Source organism: Infirmifilum sp. NZ (assembly GCF_022693705.1).
In the GTDB taxonomy this organism is placed as follows: domain Archaea; phylum Thermoproteota; class Thermoprotei; order Thermofilales; family Thermofilaceae; genus Thermofilum.
In genome coordinates this window covers 11,885-26,446 of the sequence record NZ_CP094288.1, presented here as the reverse complement: position 1 = coordinate 26,446, position 14,562 = coordinate 11,885, and the positions used below count along the sequence as shown (strand labels likewise).

At 62.1% G+C, this 14,562-nt stretch carries 17 protein-coding genes; 8 read left to right on the top strand and 9 right to left on the bottom strand.

Annotated elements, in window-relative coordinates:
- Positions 1-46: 46 nt before the first annotated feature.
- From MOV14_RS00175 to MOV14_RS00155, 5 genes are all read right to left on the bottom strand, one after another.
- Positions 47-1,171, bottom strand: a complete 1,125-nt coding sequence (locus MOV14_RS00175; protein ID WP_318537205.1) for a threonine synthase — start codon at positions 1,169-1,171, stop codon at positions 47-49.
- Positions 1,172-1,193: 22 nt separating this feature from the next.
- Complete coding sequence (locus tag MOV14_RS00170) at positions 1,194-1,670, bottom strand: magnesium-dependent phosphatase-1 (RefSeq protein ID WP_318537204.1); 477 nt, start codon at positions 1,668-1,670, stop codon at positions 1,194-1,196.
- A gap of 362 nt (positions 1,671-2,032) precedes the next feature.
- Positions 2,033-2,452: a type II toxin-antitoxin system VapC family toxin gene (locus MOV14_RS00165; protein WP_318537203.1), complete on the bottom strand. Its 420-nt coding sequence runs from the start codon at positions 2,450-2,452 to the stop codon at positions 2,033-2,035.
- Positions 2,434-2,655 carry an antitoxin VapB family protein gene (locus MOV14_RS00160; RefSeq protein ID WP_318537202.1) on the bottom strand — a complete coding sequence of 74 codons (222 nt, stop codon included), beginning with the start codon at positions 2,653-2,655 and terminating at the stop codon, positions 2,434-2,436. Before MOV14_RS00160 ends, MOV14_RS00165 begins: the two co-directional genes overlap by 19 nt.
- A gap of 147 nt (positions 2,656-2,802) precedes the next feature.
- Positions 2,803-3,858: an AAA family ATPase gene (locus tag MOV14_RS00155; protein WP_318537201.1), complete on the bottom strand. Its 1,056-nt coding sequence runs from the start codon at positions 3,856-3,858 to the stop codon at positions 2,803-2,805.
- Between the two features lie 285 nt (positions 3,859-4,143).
- Here MOV14_RS00155 and MOV14_RS00150 point away from each other — a divergent pair, with 285 nt between their 5' ends.
- Both MOV14_RS00150 and MOV14_RS00145 read left to right on the top strand, forming a co-directional pair.
- On the top strand, positions 4,144-4,965 hold the full coding sequence (locus MOV14_RS00150) for a hypothetical protein (protein ID WP_318537200.1): 822 nt from the start codon (positions 4,144-4,146) through the stop codon (positions 4,963-4,965).
- A complete protein-coding gene (locus MOV14_RS00145; RefSeq protein WP_318537199.1) occupies positions 4,962-5,816 on the top strand; it encodes a DUF58 domain-containing protein in 855 nt (284 codons plus the stop codon). The genes MOV14_RS00150 and MOV14_RS00145 overlap by 4 nt, the downstream gene beginning before the upstream one ends.
- On the opposite strand, the gene MOV14_RS00140 is transcribed toward MOV14_RS00145, so the two are convergent.
- From MOV14_RS00140 to MOV14_RS00130, 3 genes are read right to left on the bottom strand one after another with little or no spacing between them, the layout of a single operon-like run.
- On the bottom strand, positions 5,813-6,796 hold the full coding sequence (locus tag MOV14_RS00140) for a vWA domain-containing protein (RefSeq protein WP_318537198.1): 984 nt from the start codon (positions 6,794-6,796) through the stop codon (positions 5,813-5,815). The genes MOV14_RS00145 and MOV14_RS00140 overlap by 4 nt on opposite strands.
- A gap of 1 nt (position 6,797) precedes the next feature.
- The gene (locus tag MOV14_RS00135; protein ID WP_318537197.1) at positions 6,798-7,712 is read right to left on the bottom strand and encodes a vWA domain-containing protein; all 915 of its coding nucleotides are present in this window, start codon (positions 7,710-7,712) and stop codon (positions 6,798-6,800) included.
- A complete protein-coding gene (locus tag MOV14_RS00130; RefSeq protein ID WP_318537196.1) occupies positions 7,712-8,584 on the bottom strand; it encodes a hypothetical protein in 873 nt (290 codons plus the stop codon). The genes MOV14_RS00135 and MOV14_RS00130 overlap by 1 nt, the downstream gene beginning before the upstream one ends.
- A 60-nt stretch (positions 8,585-8,644) precedes the next feature.
- Here MOV14_RS00130 and MOV14_RS00125 point away from each other — a divergent pair, with 60 nt between their 5' ends.
- From MOV14_RS00125 to MOV14_RS00110, 4 genes are read left to right on the top strand one after another with little or no spacing between them, the layout of a single operon-like run.
- A complete protein-coding gene (locus MOV14_RS00125) occupies positions 8,645-9,559 on the top strand; it encodes an ABC transporter ATP-binding protein (protein ID WP_318537195.1) in 915 nt (304 codons plus the stop codon).
- Positions 9,537-10,334, top strand: coding sequence for a hypothetical protein (locus MOV14_RS00120; protein WP_318537194.1), 798 nt, complete (start codon positions 9,537-9,539; stop codon positions 10,332-10,334). The genes MOV14_RS00125 and MOV14_RS00120 overlap by 23 nt, the downstream gene beginning before the upstream one ends.
- Positions 10,335-11,138: a hypothetical protein gene (locus MOV14_RS00115; RefSeq protein WP_318537193.1), complete on the top strand. Its 804-nt coding sequence runs from the start codon at positions 10,335-10,337 to the stop codon at positions 11,136-11,138.
- Positions 11,139-11,156: 18 nt separating this feature from the next.
- Complete coding sequence (locus MOV14_RS00110) at positions 11,157-11,894, top strand: hypothetical protein (protein ID WP_318537192.1); 738 nt, start codon at positions 11,157-11,159, stop codon at positions 11,892-11,894.
- A 25-nt stretch (positions 11,895-11,919) separates the two neighbouring features.
- On the opposite strand, the gene MOV14_RS00105 is transcribed toward MOV14_RS00110, so the two are convergent.
- Positions 11,920-12,972 (bottom strand): AAA family ATPase, encoded by a 1,053-nt coding sequence (locus MOV14_RS00105; protein WP_318537191.1) that lies wholly within the window; start codon positions 12,970-12,972, stop codon positions 11,920-11,922.
- Positions 12,973-13,241: 269 nt separating this feature from the next.
- Between MOV14_RS00105 and MOV14_RS00100 the strand changes: the two genes are divergently transcribed.
- Positions 13,242-14,039 (top strand): carbon-nitrogen hydrolase family protein, encoded by a 798-nt coding sequence (locus MOV14_RS00100; protein ID WP_318537190.1) that lies wholly within the window; start codon positions 13,242-13,244, stop codon positions 14,037-14,039.
- Positions 14,040-14,160: 121 nt separating this feature from the next.
- Positions 14,161-14,439 carry an AbrB/MazE/SpoVT family DNA-binding domain-containing protein gene (locus MOV14_RS00095; RefSeq protein WP_318537189.1) on the top strand — a complete coding sequence of 93 codons (279 nt, stop codon included), beginning with the start codon at positions 14,161-14,163 and terminating at the stop codon, positions 14,437-14,439.
- Positions 14,440-14,562: the final 123 nt, after the last annotated feature.

Here is a 14,562-nt window from a genome sequence, read left to right as displayed (position 1 = left end):
CTTTCCCGGGACTTAAACTTAACCTCCCCGCGCCGCTCCCTGTAGGCTACGGCTTCCCCACCGCTTCCCTCAGGAGGCTCTCGACCCTGTCGAGGGCCTTGAGGCCGGAGCCCGTGAGCGGGGCTAGGATGCTCTCCCCCCTGTCTACTAGGCCTTCCTCTACGAGCCTCACCACTGCTGGGATGACGGTCGCGCTCGTCGGCTCCACGAGCAAGCCGCGCTTAGCTAAGAATCTGAGGCCCTCAGCCACCTCCTCCTTGCCGACCACGACGACTCCCCCACCGCTCCCCCTTATGCTCTCGACGACCTCCTCTAGCCGGGGAGGCTCCCGGACCATCACCCCCTCGGCCACGACCTCGAGCTCGGGTTTCTCGTACCTCCTGCCGTACAGGGCCTCGTAGAGCACGGGGTTCGTGGCCGACTGCACCCCGTAGAGCCTAGGCGCCGCGTCGGCGTAGCCGTTCTCGCTCAGCCGCCTGAAGCCGAGGTGTATCCCCAGGATGAGCCCGCCGCTGCCCACGGGGGCGACGACCGCGTTGGGTACGCCTACCTCCTCGTAGAACTCGTAGGCTATCGTGGCGTTCGCCTCTGGGAAGAAGGGGCTCCAGAGGTGGCTCGCGTAGAACGCCCCAGCGAGCTCGCCCAGCGCGCGCCTCGCGGCCTCACCGCGGTCCCCGGGGACCTCTATTAAGTTGGCCCCGTAGAGCCTCACCTGGAGCTTCTTGCCTTGGGGTGCCGACGCTGGCGTGTAGACCCTGCACCTAACACCCGCTGCCGCGGAGTAGGCGGAGATCGAGGCGCCCGCGTTACCCGAGCTGTCCTCGACTACCTCGGTGACGCCTGAGGCTTTGAGGTTGGTCAGGGCCAGGCTGGAGCCCCTGTCCTTGAACGAGCCCGTGGGGTTGAGGTACTCGAGCTTGAGGTGGAGCCTCACGCCCGAAACGTCCAGCCTCACGACAGGCGTGCCCCCCTCGCCGAGCGTGACCGGCTCAGCCCCCTCCACCAAGGGCAGCGAGGCCCTGTACCTCCACATGCCCCTCACGCCCACCGCGGGCTTGAACTGGAAGGGATCGCAGAGGACCTGGAGCGGTGACCCGCACTCGCACCTCCAGACCCGGGCCCCTAGCTCGTACTCGCGGCCGCACTTGGGGCACTTGAGCGCGCAGCCCACGGCTAAACGGTGCGCGGGGCGGCTATTGTTGATTTCGCTCGAGGAGCGTTTTCACCTCGCAGAGGCTCTCCACGTCAGCGCCGATGTTCAGGACGTTCACCTCGGGGAGGCTCCTCTTCACGAGGTCGCAGATCGCCGGGTTGTCGTCGACGAAGACGGCGTCCTGTGGGGCCAGCCTGAGCGCCTTCAGTATCTTCCGGATCATCCGGTCTTTGTTGGGGTGCGGCTCCACCACCACGACGTCGAACCACCCGCTCAAGCCGAGCGCCTCAAGAGCCTGGAGCGCTTTGTCGGGGCTGTTCCAGCTGGCGACCGCCAGCTTCACCCCCATCGACTTGGCGAGCTCGAGTAGGTCCTTGGCGCAGGGGTTGAGCCTGATCACGTCGCCCCGGGAGTCGACGACCGCGTCCTCCGAGACCCTCCTGTACGGGGGAACGGTTGTGGTCACGTCGTGGTGGCTCCAAAGCGTCCTGTCGAGGTCGAGTATGAGGACTTTCACGCAGTGAGTTGGGTGGGGAGGCGCTAAATACTTGACGCGCAGAAGAGCATCAGTGTTAGATGATGTCATCACACTTCAGATCGTCTCTTCCTCATCCCCGAACAAAGTAAGGCGCAGAACCGCTATAAGCCTTACCACACCACTATCATTGGGCTACACTTGTCCTATCTTACCCCTTACTGGCCGGAGTACTCCGGTTTAGCTTATAGCTCAAGCACGCTTATGCCCGCGCGTCGTGACCACTGCCTTCTCACGTCACAGCCCAGCATAGTCGTAGAAAAAGGCTCTGGTCTGCGAGGTTGCAACCGGCGACTGTCAGGTCTCCAACATTGGCTCAGAGAGAAGATTCTCCGTTGGAATTGCTATGGGCGCGCATCGGGCTCGAGGCTCCTCCAGTTTATAACCCTCAACCCTCGTATCCTTTTGAAGTGTTCCTCATTGCCCGTAATGATCGCGTAGCCGTGCTCCCTTGAGATCACGCCAGTGAAAAGATCCCTTACGTCTACAGGCAGACCCATTTGCTCCAGGTATGCTATTTCCTCCCCAGCTTTCTCAGCTATTCTCTCATCCATGTTTAGTACCACCATCCGTCTAAGGAGTTTTCTGACGTCTTCCGCCCGTTTACCATTGAACTTATAAGCACCCCAGTAGAGCTCAAAAGCGTTGATCACGGTGGTAGCCAGGTAGCCTGATTCCCTCAGCTTGGCCATCAGCGTGACTGCGGGGCTACGACCCCTCAGGAACTCCACTAAGAAATCAGTGTCTAGCGCGTACTTCTCCACTCTCTCCACCTTTCCCTAACGTTCCTAAGGAAGGCTTCAAGGGCCTCATCGCTGATATCACTCCAGCGGCCTGCAAGCTCCATTATATCGCCGCTACTCTTCACAAGCCTGAGTATCACATCCGAAAAGCTCTCCCCCGGTTTCTTCTCCCGCAGCAGGGCTTCGTAAGCCTCCAGCGATATCGTTATGGTCTTCACCGTCACATGTTAAAAGTGCATGCATGCACGTATAAACTTTTCCCTGCGCCTTTTCGAAGCGGCAAGGCACCAGCGAATCAGCGAGCTAAAGACCTCGAGAAGATTCGACGAGACTGAGGCTCCTATTCGCCAGTCTTATAAGAAGAACGAGAGTCACAGCGCGCGGATGCTCTTCATGATCTCCTCCAGCCCCCGCCGTGTGGCCTCGTACCTCGCGCTGTAGCGGCCCACGGCCTCTTCGGCCTCGATAACCCTGTCGAGCTTCGGTATTACCCTGTGGTTCAGGACGGGGAACGCCACGGCATCGACGTCCCTCCTCGTGGCGACGGTCCTCCCCTCAAGCATAGCCCACGCCTTAGCCACGCGCAGCAGCGCTATTCCCGCCCTGGGGCTCGCGCCGAGCTCGAAGAACTCCCTCGCGGTGGCGCTGACCTCCGGCCTCGTGAAGCGGACCAGCTGCGAGACGTAGTCGAGCACGTCGTCCTGCACCGCCACCTGCTCCGCCACGAAGCTCTGAGCCGCGTGGAGCCACTTGGGGTCGAGGATCGACTCGAGGTCCTCCAGGGGCTCTGAGAGTCTCTGCGCGTGAAGCCTCAGGATGCTCTTCTCCTCCTCGAGCGCCCTCGGGTAGGGGAAGACCACGCGGGTGATGAACCTGTCGAGCTGGGCCTCCGGCAGGGGGTACGTGCCCTCCTGCTCAACCGGGTTCTGGGTCGCCAGGACGGCGAAGAACTTGCCCGCTTTCCTGTCCTCAAGGGGGTAGGTTCTGCCGCCGATCGTGACCTGCCTCTCCTGCATCGCCTCCAGGAGCGCGCTCTGGGTTCTAGGCGTCGCGCGGTTGACCTCGTCCACCAGCACTATGTACGCGAATATGGGGCCCAGTCGGGGCTCGAACTCGCGTGTAACCGGGTTGTAGACGAGGCTCCCGGTGACGTCCGACGGGAGGAGGTCCGGGGTGAACTGTATCCTAGAGAAGCCCCTGTACTCCACTCCCCCGATGCTGACCCTGCTGTCGAGGAGCCCGAACGCCCTTGCAAGCGCCTTCGCAAGCGTGGTCTTCGCGATGCCGGGAGGGCCCTCGAGGAGGACGTGGCCGTTGGCCAGCAGGCTGGCGAGGACAACCCTCTTCTCAACGCTGTAGCCAACCACAACCCTGTCGAGCACCTCTACAAGCCGCCTAGCGTCGCGGATGAAGTCGGCCTGCTCCATACCACTACTACCGATGCTCGCGCCGGTAAATATACCCTCGGTGAGCTCGAGCCGAGTGAGGTATCGCTGGAGGCAACCCCTTCAGCTACCCGGGGTTTATGTGACCAGCCCTGGATGCGAGCTACGTGCGCGCTGGACATCACAGCTTCCATGACCCAGGGGGCCAGACTGCCCGTAGGCGAGGCGAGAGACCGCAGATAAATGCAGCAGGTAAGATAGGGAGAGGTGAACGTTAACGGTAAAGCCTATTTCCGCGCGCGTGTATCTCTGAACCGGTGTTAGTGCTTGCCCAAAGCGTTTTACTCCCAGCGGGAGATTAAGGGCGCCAGGATCTACGACAGCGAGGGGCTCTACTACGGCGACGCGGGCTCCCTGATCCTGCGGGAGGAGGGAGCCTACATTGAGGTGTTCCTAACTAGGAGCGTGGGGGAGAGCGTGATAGACGCCGAGGCCCTCTACGGCGAGCTGGCGAGGAGGGGGCTGTCGACTTCAGGCCTCACGCTGGAGGCCGCGGTGGAGGTGGCGAGGAGCGAAGGCATCGAGATCCCGAGGAGGAGGGCGGAGAGGGAGGTGAGCCTGCTGAAGGCGTACTGCCCCGTGAGCGAGATCGCCTGGGTCGACGCATCGATCCCCGAGTTCAGGGTGATCCTCCTGAGGACTCCCCGCGAGGCGAGCTTCCGCGGGCAGCCCCCGCTGGAGCCCCCGGCTTTCCCGAGGCCGGGAGAGGTGGACGGCAAGCCTGTCTTGAGCGTTTCGAACGGGTTCCTCGGGTTCGCGTCGGAGATCGTCGTCGGCCCCGGGGAGCTGGGCGTGCGCGTTGCCAGGGGAGGGGGATCGGTTGAGCTCAAGTGGATGCAGTTCGTCCACGGGCTCAAGAGGAGGGGGGCTGGGCGTGAGGCCGACGCGCTAGCCGGCGAGATCGACCCCTACGCGAACCCGAGGCTCAGCGGCGCTCTGGTTGAGAGGGCCAGAGAGGCTGTGGCGAGGGTGCTGGGCCCCGCAGGCGTCAGAGAGCTCGAGTCGTACCTGGAGGTGAGCAGGTCGGAGTACGTGGACGTGCCCTGGAGCTCTGTCAGGAAGCTCGGGGACGCCCTGGTGGTCGCGTGAACCCCGCGGTTCCAGTCTGCACAAAGCTTAAGAGGGCCAGGGTTCAGGGCAGGGTTATTGCCAGCGGCGTCCTGGCCGGGGACAGCCCGATGAGGGTGAAGGGGCTTGGGCTGGAGTACGAGGACCTGCGGCAGTACGTCTATGGGGACGACTCGAGGTACATTGACTGGAGGGCTTCAGCGAGGACTGGGCTTGAGAGGCTGTACGTGAAGGAGTTCCGCGCTGAGAGGGAGTCTAGGCTGCTCTGGCTCGTCGACTTGACGGCCTCGATGGGCTTCAAGGACAAGCTTGAGAGCCTAGTGCTCGTACTAACGCTGCACGCCGAGGCTTCGGCCAGGCTCCGCGACAGGGTGTCGGCGGTCGTGGTCAGCGACAGGGTGGAGACGTACGAGTACACGTCCAGCAGGCTTTTGCTCGAGCGGCTCCTGAGGCAGGCCTGCAGGGGGGCTAGGGGCGGGCTGAGCCTTGGGGAAGCGCTGAGGGCTGCGTCGTCGTTCGGGAGGGGGGCCTACTGGGCGGTGTACACAGACCTCTCGAACAAGCCTGAGGAGTACGCTAGGCTCCTCGAGGCGTCAAGGGCGCTAGGCCGTGGCGCGCTCTACTTCCTGTTCACTAGGGAGGCCGATGTCTCGAGGATCGCGGAAACCGCGCTCGTCGCAGCGGCCGACAGGGAGTCCGGATCCACGGGCATGGTGGAGCTCGCGGAGGCGGCCCGCCAGGCCAGGAGGCACATCGCCAGGGTGAGGGCGGCAGTCGGGAGGAGAGCGGTCGAGCTGGGCTCCTACGAGCACGCCGTCGAGCGGGCACCCTACGTGGTCGAAGCGTACCTCAGGCTCAGGCAGGGGCTCTAGAAGGAGAGCTTCACGAGCCTGTGCCTCAAGTAGCTGTGGGCCACGTAGAGGACGAGCGCCGCGGCGAGGAGGTAGCCGCGCAGGGGTGTTCGCACTACGACGTCCTCCTCCACCACAGCCTTTCCAGTGTACTGCACGCTGAGCCGCGAGATCTCCCCAGCCAGCTTCGCCAAGACTTGGCTCAGCGCCTCGGACTCCCACGCGGTGTAGCCCTTGCCCCCCGTGAGGCCAGATATCCTCCTCAGCTCCGCCTCGCCCTCGTCGCCGCCCGGCCCCACGTAGACGGTGTAGACGGGTATCCTGAGGCTCGCGAACTGCCGGAGGAGGTCGTCGTACAGCCCCCTGTCGGCCGGGAGCCCGTCCGTCACGAGCACCGCGGCGCATGAGGCGTTGAAAACCCTGTAGGGTTGCAGGGCGTTTAGGGCTGTGTAAAGAGGGTAGGTGAACATCGTTCCGCCCATGGGGCTCAGCTTAGAAAGCTCGGCCTTGACGGCTGTCCTGTTCGAGGTGACCGGGACCGCTAGCTCGACGGCGTGGTCGAACGCCACGAGCCCCACGCTGAGGTTCTGCGGGAGCGAGTCTATGAAGCGGGCTATGGCGGCTTTCGCGACCTCGATCTTGACGCCGCCTGGTATCTGCTCCCCCATGCTGCCCGAGACGTCGAGCAGGATGACCACCGCTGGCTTCGCCAGCCTGTAGACCTCCGTCCCCGTGATGTCGACTGTCCTGGCGACCTTAACGTTCTCAACGAGCGCGGGAGACGCGAGGGCCAGAGCGAGGAGCGTCACCGAGGCCAGCTTTAGCGCAAGCGATAGGCGCCTAGAGCTACTTCGGGGCTTCACTTCAAGCACCCTGAAGAGGGGGTTGGAGACGGAGTAGAACCTGTGCGCTCTACGCCAGTATCCGCGGTGCGTGTAGGTGACGTAAGCGAGCAGCGCGGGGATGAGGAGGAAGACGAGGGGGTTCTCTAGCTCGAGCACTTCAGGCACCCTCGAACAGCACCGCCAGGGCGACCGCTACGGCTAGGAGGATCAGCGCGTAGGTGGGTGTGTAGTCCCTGAAGCTCTCCTCCACGAAGGCCTGCCCCCTCGCCTTCAAGGCGTCGTACCTCGCCTCGCTCTGCACCCTGCTAGCGAGCTCCCCGGCACTTGACGCTGTGAAATCGTCGAGCGTGTAGTACCTCCAGCCGAGCCTCCTGGCCAGCTCGAGCATGGATGGGTTGTGCGGGACCGAGATCACCGCGCCAGTGTACTTCCCCGGCGGGACCCTCGAGGCGAGTGAGAGCGGGTCCACCCCGTAGTTGCTGGCGCCGTCGGTGAAGAGTAGGATTGCTGCAGACGCGTAGGACGCGTCGGCGAGTGAGAGGGAGAAGGCCAGGGCGTCGCCCACAGCGGTGTAGCTCTCGTTGGCCCTCAGGCCCTCCACGACCGGCAGGCACTCGGCCGGCTTCCCGGAGCAGACCACCCTGACCCTTGCGGAGAACGTCGCCACGACGACGGTGTCGTTACTACTGAGGCTCAGCAGGTACTCCCTCAGCATCCCCTTCACCGCGTCCAGCCTGGTCCCGATTCCGAGCGCGTATGACATGCTCCTCGATACGTCCACCACCAGCACGTGCTGCACAGGCTTAGAGCCCAGGAGCGCGGCCTCGCCGAGGCCCACCTCGACCCTCCTCGTCAACACCACGTAGGGCGACGCCGACGCCAAGAGCAGGAGGAGCGGCAGGGCCAGCTTTAGAGCGGCGGTGACCCCGAATAGGCGCGTGACCCTGACGTCCGCGTACCTCTCGAGCAGCGCCCTGAACCTCGCAGCTCTGCGGTAGAGGAGTAGCGGAGCCGCGGCCAGCGGGGCCGCGAGGAGCAGCTCTGGGTTCTCGAAGCCGAAGCCCGCGAGCACTAGTCGTCACCCGGCGGGGACCCCCACCCAGCTCCGCTACCCGCGCCGCCCGTACCACTGCCTCCGCTCGAGCCCTCGCCCTGGAGCACGAGGGACTTCAGCAGCGCCAGCTCGTAAGAGGCTTCAGGGTAGGCCTTAGGGTCGATCGACCTCGCCAAGGTTACCGCGTCCTGCGACGGCAACCCCGCACCCTCGCCCCGGCAGCGGGCTTCGAGGTAGGATCCGCCCAGAGCGCTGACCAGCCGCGCCGCCTTCTCGAGCTCAGCGAGGGCCTTCAGGGCTCTCGTGGCGTTGCCTACGGCGCTTTCAAAAACCCTCCTGTGGGATTCCAGCGGCAGAGACTCCTCGTCGACGAGGGCCAGCTTCCCTAGGGCGTCTTGGAGCTCGCCCCTAGCCTTGGGGATGGATGGAAGCAGTGCCCTCGCGGCCAGCTCCGCCTGAGTCCCGTTGCAGCGCGCCAGCCCCTCCAGGAACGACTCCAGCGCCGGGTGTAGCCCGCTCATGGCGTCAGCGGCGAGCTCCATATCGGCTCCAGCCGAGGCGAGTAGCGAGTAGTTGCCGGAGGAAGCCCTGAGCTGCAGGCCCAGCTCGCTAAGCTGCCACTCACCAGACTCGGTGAGGTTTGCGAGAAGCTGGGCGAGCTGCTCGAGGCGGGCCCTGTTCTCCGGAGAGCCGGGGGCGCCTCTCCTCAGCGACCGGAGGAGGTTGAAGGTCGAGAGGTTCACCCTAGAGGCAACCTCTGTGAAAGTGCTGGGTAGCTCGCTGATCGCGACGGCGGCCCTAGTACCGCGGGGCCTCAAGTAGGTAATGGCGAGAGCCGCGGTCAGCAGCAGTAGTACGGCAGCAAGCAAGGCTTCCCTTCTCCAGCCCATGCACTCCACTAACTCAACAAAACGGAAATATTAATGCCGCGCCTCGTAAGTGAGGCTGATATGGGCGCGGCCATCCGGGTCAAAGGGCTCAGCAAGCGGTTCGGCAAAAACTACGCGATCCGCGAGGCCACGTTCGAGGTGCCTGAAGGGGCCGCGGCCGCGCTCCTCGGGCCCAACGGGGCCGGCAAGACCACGACCATAAAGATCCTGCTGGGCCTCCTCAGGCCGAGTGGCGGGGACGTGGAGGTCCTAGGCCACGACCCGGCGCGAGAGGAGGTTGAGGTAAGGAGGCTGGCAGGGGTGCTTCACGAGAAGCCCTACTACCCACCAGGCGTCACCGTCGGAAGGCTGCTCACCCACGTGGCCAGGATGAGGGGGCTCGGAGATGGGGAGGTGTCCCGCGTGCTGAGGTTCATGGGCCTTGAGCAGTACGCCTTCACCCCCGTCAGGGCGCTCAGCAGGGGTTACCTCCAGAGGCTGGGCCTTGCGATCGCGGTTCTCGGGGAGCCGCCTCTGCTCCTGCTCGACGAGCCAACCGCGAACCTCGACCCCGGGGCGAGGGGGGAGATCCTGGGCCTGATCAGGAGCCTGAAGGAGGAGCTGAGCACAACGATCCTTATCTCCAGCCACATAATACCGGAGCTCCAGCAGGTCTGCGACTACGCGGTCTTCATTAGCCAGGGCGTCGTCCTCGAGCACGGGAGGCTGCACGAGCTCGGCAGGAGGCGCGGGGTGGCTACGAGCTTCCTGGTACGCTCCAGGAGCCCCCGGGAGGCGGCCGCGGAGATAATCCGGGAGAGCTTCGCGAGGAGCGTTGAGGTCCGCGGCAGCGAGGTTCTGGTCGCAGTTGAAGGCGAGAAGCTCGGGGAGGCAGAGCTCTTCCTCAGGCAGCTCGCTGAAGTGGATATGGTTGAGGAGTACAGACCCTACACGGCGAGCCTTGGTGAGCTCTATGAAAGGGTTGTGGGGGCGTAAACTCGGCGCGTTCTCCGAGTACTTCAGGTTCGTCCTAGACAACCAAGCGAAGGTAATAGCGGTGATCCCCGGGGTGGTTGCGCCGCTGAACGTCCTGTTCGCGCTGGGCGCCGCGGCCTTCCAGTCTCCGGGACCGGAGTTCCTCGCCGTGCTGTACAGTATCACCGGCGTGGCGCTTCTCATAGTCATGTTCGTTGCCATCAGCCAGTACGTGGGGGACATGAACTCTGGTAGCTACGCGCTGTTCCTCAGCCAGCCGATCTCCCGGGTGGCCTACGTCTCGGCGTGGGCCCTCAGCTCCGTCGTCGTGCCCGTGGCCTCGTACCTGCTGAGCCTCGCTGCCCCCATCGCAGTGATAGACGTCAGGCTCCTGGGCTGGGTGAGGCTCGAGGACTTCGCGATGCTCCTGGTTGAGAGCCTCGAGCTTGGCCTGCTCGTTTTCACGCTGGCGACGCTAACGAGGAGCGCGCTGTTCTCGCTAGGGGTCGGCTTCCTCCTGTACGTAGCGCCCCTGTTCGCCAGCCTGACCGCGACCGTCACACTGGGCGGGGCCCCCATGCCACCTCAGGTGATCCAACTCCCACCCGCGACCCTAACCCTCCTGGTAGCGGCCTTCGCGCTGAGGCCTTTCACCCTGCGCTTGGCGCTCGGCAGGTACCTCCAGGCGGTTTTCCAGGGGTACGAGGCGTTACTAGGTCTAGCGCCTCTAGCCGTCCTCTTGGCCTCGCTTACGCTGACGGTCGCTTACGCGGAGAGGAGGTTCGAGGTGAGGTAGGTGCTGAAGGTGCTTGGGCTCACGCTGGTGATCGCGGGGGCTTTCACCGCTCTCGCGCTGCTGGCGTCTGCGTGGGGGTACACCACCACGACCTACGTGAGTTACCGGCCCTATTTCCTTGACGTGGAGAACTGCACCGTGCAGGTGCTGGGCCCCATCCAGATCCCGGAGACTGAGGGCTTCTCCTACAACATCTCCCTCATCCACCCCTACATCACAGCCTACGTGCAGGTGCCCAACGCCACTTGTGTATACGCTTCAGGCAACACGACGGTCTTCCTCCTCGACGAGAGAGACTACCCGCAGGTTATGGCTGTGCTCAGCGCCTCTGGCGTTAGGCTCGCGGACACACTCTCGGTTTTGTCGCGGAAAGCCCTAGCGAAGGTGCCTGTGAGCACACCTAGAGCCCTCGTGAACACCACTCCAGTCATCGTGTTCACGCCCCCCGTTAGTCAAGTGCAACTACCCGTCAAGCCTGGGGTCTACCGGGTCGTCACCGTGAAGTGCGTGGCGAGCAACTGCACCCAAATCCCGCTACCCCGCTTAGTCGAGTTCGGCCTCATGCTCGTCGCCAAGCTTGAGCCCACGCCGGTCCAGTACCTGAGGAGCGCCATCATAACCCTCATCGGGGCAACCCTCTACGCCTACGAGGCCAGCAGGCACAGGTACGGCTACAGCCCCTCGCGGCTCAAAGGCGCACTGGAGGCCCTCAGGAAGCTAGGGGCAAGGCTTGCAGAGGTAACTACTCGAGCCCCACTTCATCTTGAAAGTCGTAAGCCAAGCGGTAACGCTGACCGCGGGTAAAGCCTCCTGGTAAGCGGCATGGTGAAGGTTAAGCTCATACCCACATATAGATTCGTTAACTCACGGTGCAGTTTGAGGGGGAACCCAGTGGACCTAGCCTTTGGGAAGGCTATCGATACAGCCCTAGCCCAGTACAACTACTATCAGTCATGGACCCGTAGATCCCTCCTCATGGAGGCCATGAAATGCGCTATGAAGGTCTTCACAGAAGAGCTGCGGAAGCAGGGAGTAGAGTTATCCGATGGCGAGAGAAGGATGTATGCTGGGAGAGCCTGGAGAATGCTCTCCTGCTGGAGGAAGAGCAAGTACACTGGGTTGCTCAGGCCCAGAACCCGTGTTGTACTCTTAGAGAGAAGCGGGATGGTGTACGGTGTATTCGCACAGCCCGACTTCTGGGACAGAGACAGAGTCTTCTACGAGGTGAAGAGCTATAATGTAGAGAAGGATGAGGATGCTGGGAGGTGTGCGAAGGAGCAGTGCAGGGTCTTCGCATTGCTCGGGGAGCTTAGACTAATATACTTCACCGAGGATGCAAACGGTTACTATACACTAGTAGAGAGGCGGGTGGAGAGGGATCTAGGTGTACTGAACGAGCTATGGGAGTACATATTAAAGTTAAGTGATGATGAGTGCACATATAGGGAGCTAAAGGAGCTTGAAGATTATCATCCGATAGTTAAATACAGGTTTAACACGGACACTGGTAAATGGGAATACCTGGGCACATGGAGCCTGAGGCCGGGTAGAACGCTTTAGAGTATACGAGTGCAATGAACAGGTGCTAGAGTGTCCTGGCAGCCTCCCTGTAGACTGGGTCTAGGAACTCGTAGTCTTCCACTATGCTCAGCTTCCTGAGGGATTCGAGGATGTTGTGTAGCACGCTGCTAGGCACTATCCTGCCCTCTGCCTCCTCCAGCCTCGACTTGAGCTCACTCCACCTCTTCACGCCCTGAGCTATTAGCTTTAACACTAGGGCATACCTCCTCCCCCTGGCTTTAACTATCTCCATTAGCTCCCTCCTTGCGACCTCGACCGCCTGCCTCCTCAACTCCTCAAGCCCTATCCTCCCGCGCGCCGAGACGACTGTGCCCCCGGCCATAGCCAGCCAGCCCGGTATCCCGTCGAAGAAGTCGACTATTGCCTCAATGTAATGGGAAGGCACCTCTACCCCGGCCTCCCTGAAGCCCTGCCTAAGGAACTCCACGGAATCATCCCTAGAAAACCTATCCAGGGTAATAGTATCCACTCTCCTACCATATAGGGGTGACGACGTATCATCTACCCCCAGGTACTCGAAGAGGAGGCCCACCTCGGAGCCCGTTAGTATAAAGGTGATGTTGTCATCGTAGTCGTATGCGTGGGCAAGCGCCTCAAGGAACACCCCGCCACGCGGCCCCCTCAAGCACTGTGCCTCGTCGACAGCTATTATAACTCTCCTCTTATTCAGGTAGTCTAGGAGAACGGGCAGGGGCAGCGCGCTCCTACCCTTCCAAGCCAGCTCAACCTCGAAGCCCATTATCCTTAAGCCCCTAATGGACTCCAGGATACTCCTCATGGACTCGATGAAGCCCTTGTTTGACATGCCGCTCGAGAGGAGTGCGTAGAGATCCCTTAAGCCGTAGTTCGCTGGCAACCCTCGTGCGTCCATGAGTATGAAGGGTATATTTACCTCGCTGAGTAAAACCCTAAGCACACTCGTCTTCCCAATCCTCCTAACGCCAGTTAAAGCTACTATAGGCCTCTCCTCATCGATTAACCTGTGTAGCTCACTGAGCTCCGCGTCTCTATCGAAGAGCTCGCTCCTAGTGGACTTGGGCCTGGGATCAAACAGCATAGTTCACCCCCTGAAACATAGTTCACCCCCTGAACTATTTATTTCTTTTCCTTACCAGTAGACAGCACTCAACGAGGCAGCCGATCGCCAATATACTGCTTAATCACTTGGATGCTCGCGGATAATTAGAGGCAGGTGCTCAGCGAGGACGTGCTCACAGTAGCGGTGAAGCATGACCTGCTACTTACATTAATACAGGGTGCTCAAGCTTTCCACGTAGTCAGGGTTTGCACACAGTTTATTAGCGGCGGCCGCATTTTACTCCTTCCGTGAAGGTCGCGCTCCACCAGATGGTTGCTGGGCCCAACAAGGAGGAGAACCTCCGCAGGGTCCTTGAGAAGTTGAGCAGGGCTGACGCGGACCTCCACGTCTTCCCGGAGTACCTCATGGGGGTTGGTGAGGGAGGCGTTTCGCGCGAGCACGTCCACGCTCTGGCCGAGCCGCTCGAAGGGCCCTTCGCCGCCAGCGTGGTGGAAAAGAGCGGGGAGCTGGGCACCGCCGTAGCGTTCTCCGCGTTCCTAAGAGAGGGCGACGGGGTCTACAACGCCGCCGTCCTGGCGGACAGGGGCAGGGTGGTGACGGTCTACAGGAAGGTGCACCTCTTCGACGCGTTCGGGTACAGGGAGTCCAGCGTCTTCGCTCCAGGCGACTCCCTAGCCGTGGCGAGGCTGGGCGACTTCACGGTGGGCTTAGCTGTGTGCTTCGACCTGCGCTTCCCAGAGCTCTTCAGGGCCATGGCGCTCCGCGGCGCCGAGCTATTCATAGTGCCCTCGGCCTGGTACCGGGGGCCGTACAAGGTGGAGCAGTGGCTCGCGCTCACGGCCGCGAGGGCCCACGAGAACACCGCCTACCTCATCGCGGTCGACCAGACTGGGAGCCTTTTCGCGGGCCACAGCACTATCGTCACCCCGCTCGGGCATAGGCTCGTGGACCTCGGGGAGCGCGAGGGGGTCATAGTCGTGGAGATCAACAGGGGTGAGGTCGAGGAGGCCAGGAGGCTTGTCCCCGTCCTCCAGCTGCTGAGGCGCGACCTCTACGTCAGGTGGTACGGGGACAGCGGAGCTTAACGCTCCTCGCATCCCTTAGTCAACGGACCCGGCGCTGGGTGAAATTCGAGCTTTTCTAAGAGCTATTGCTCCCAACTTAGGGCTAAAGTAATATAGCTGTCTATGTGAGAGCTGTGGTGTGATGATCAGAGTTGTGGCTGTTGACGACAAGGGTAGGGTTGTAATCCCAAAGGAGCTTCGCAAGCGGCTTGGCCTCCGCAGGGGCGAGCAGCTCTTGCTAGTCGCGGTCAGCGACGACACCATCGTTCTCAGGAAGCTCGACGTCAGGAAACTCCTGGCAACAATCGCTAGGGAGGTTAGCGAAAAGGGGGTCCCCTTGGAGAAGATCGACCTTGAAGTGGAGAAGGAGGCAGACAGGCTTGCAACGGAGAAAATCAAAGAGATTCTTAGCGGACACTAACGTGTTCACAGCAGCATGCATAAAAATAGGGGCGACCCTAATATCCAACGACAGGCACTTCGAGGCAATAGGTCGGGCCAAGCCCATCAGAGTGTTGAAAACCAGCGAAGCCATAGGAGAGAT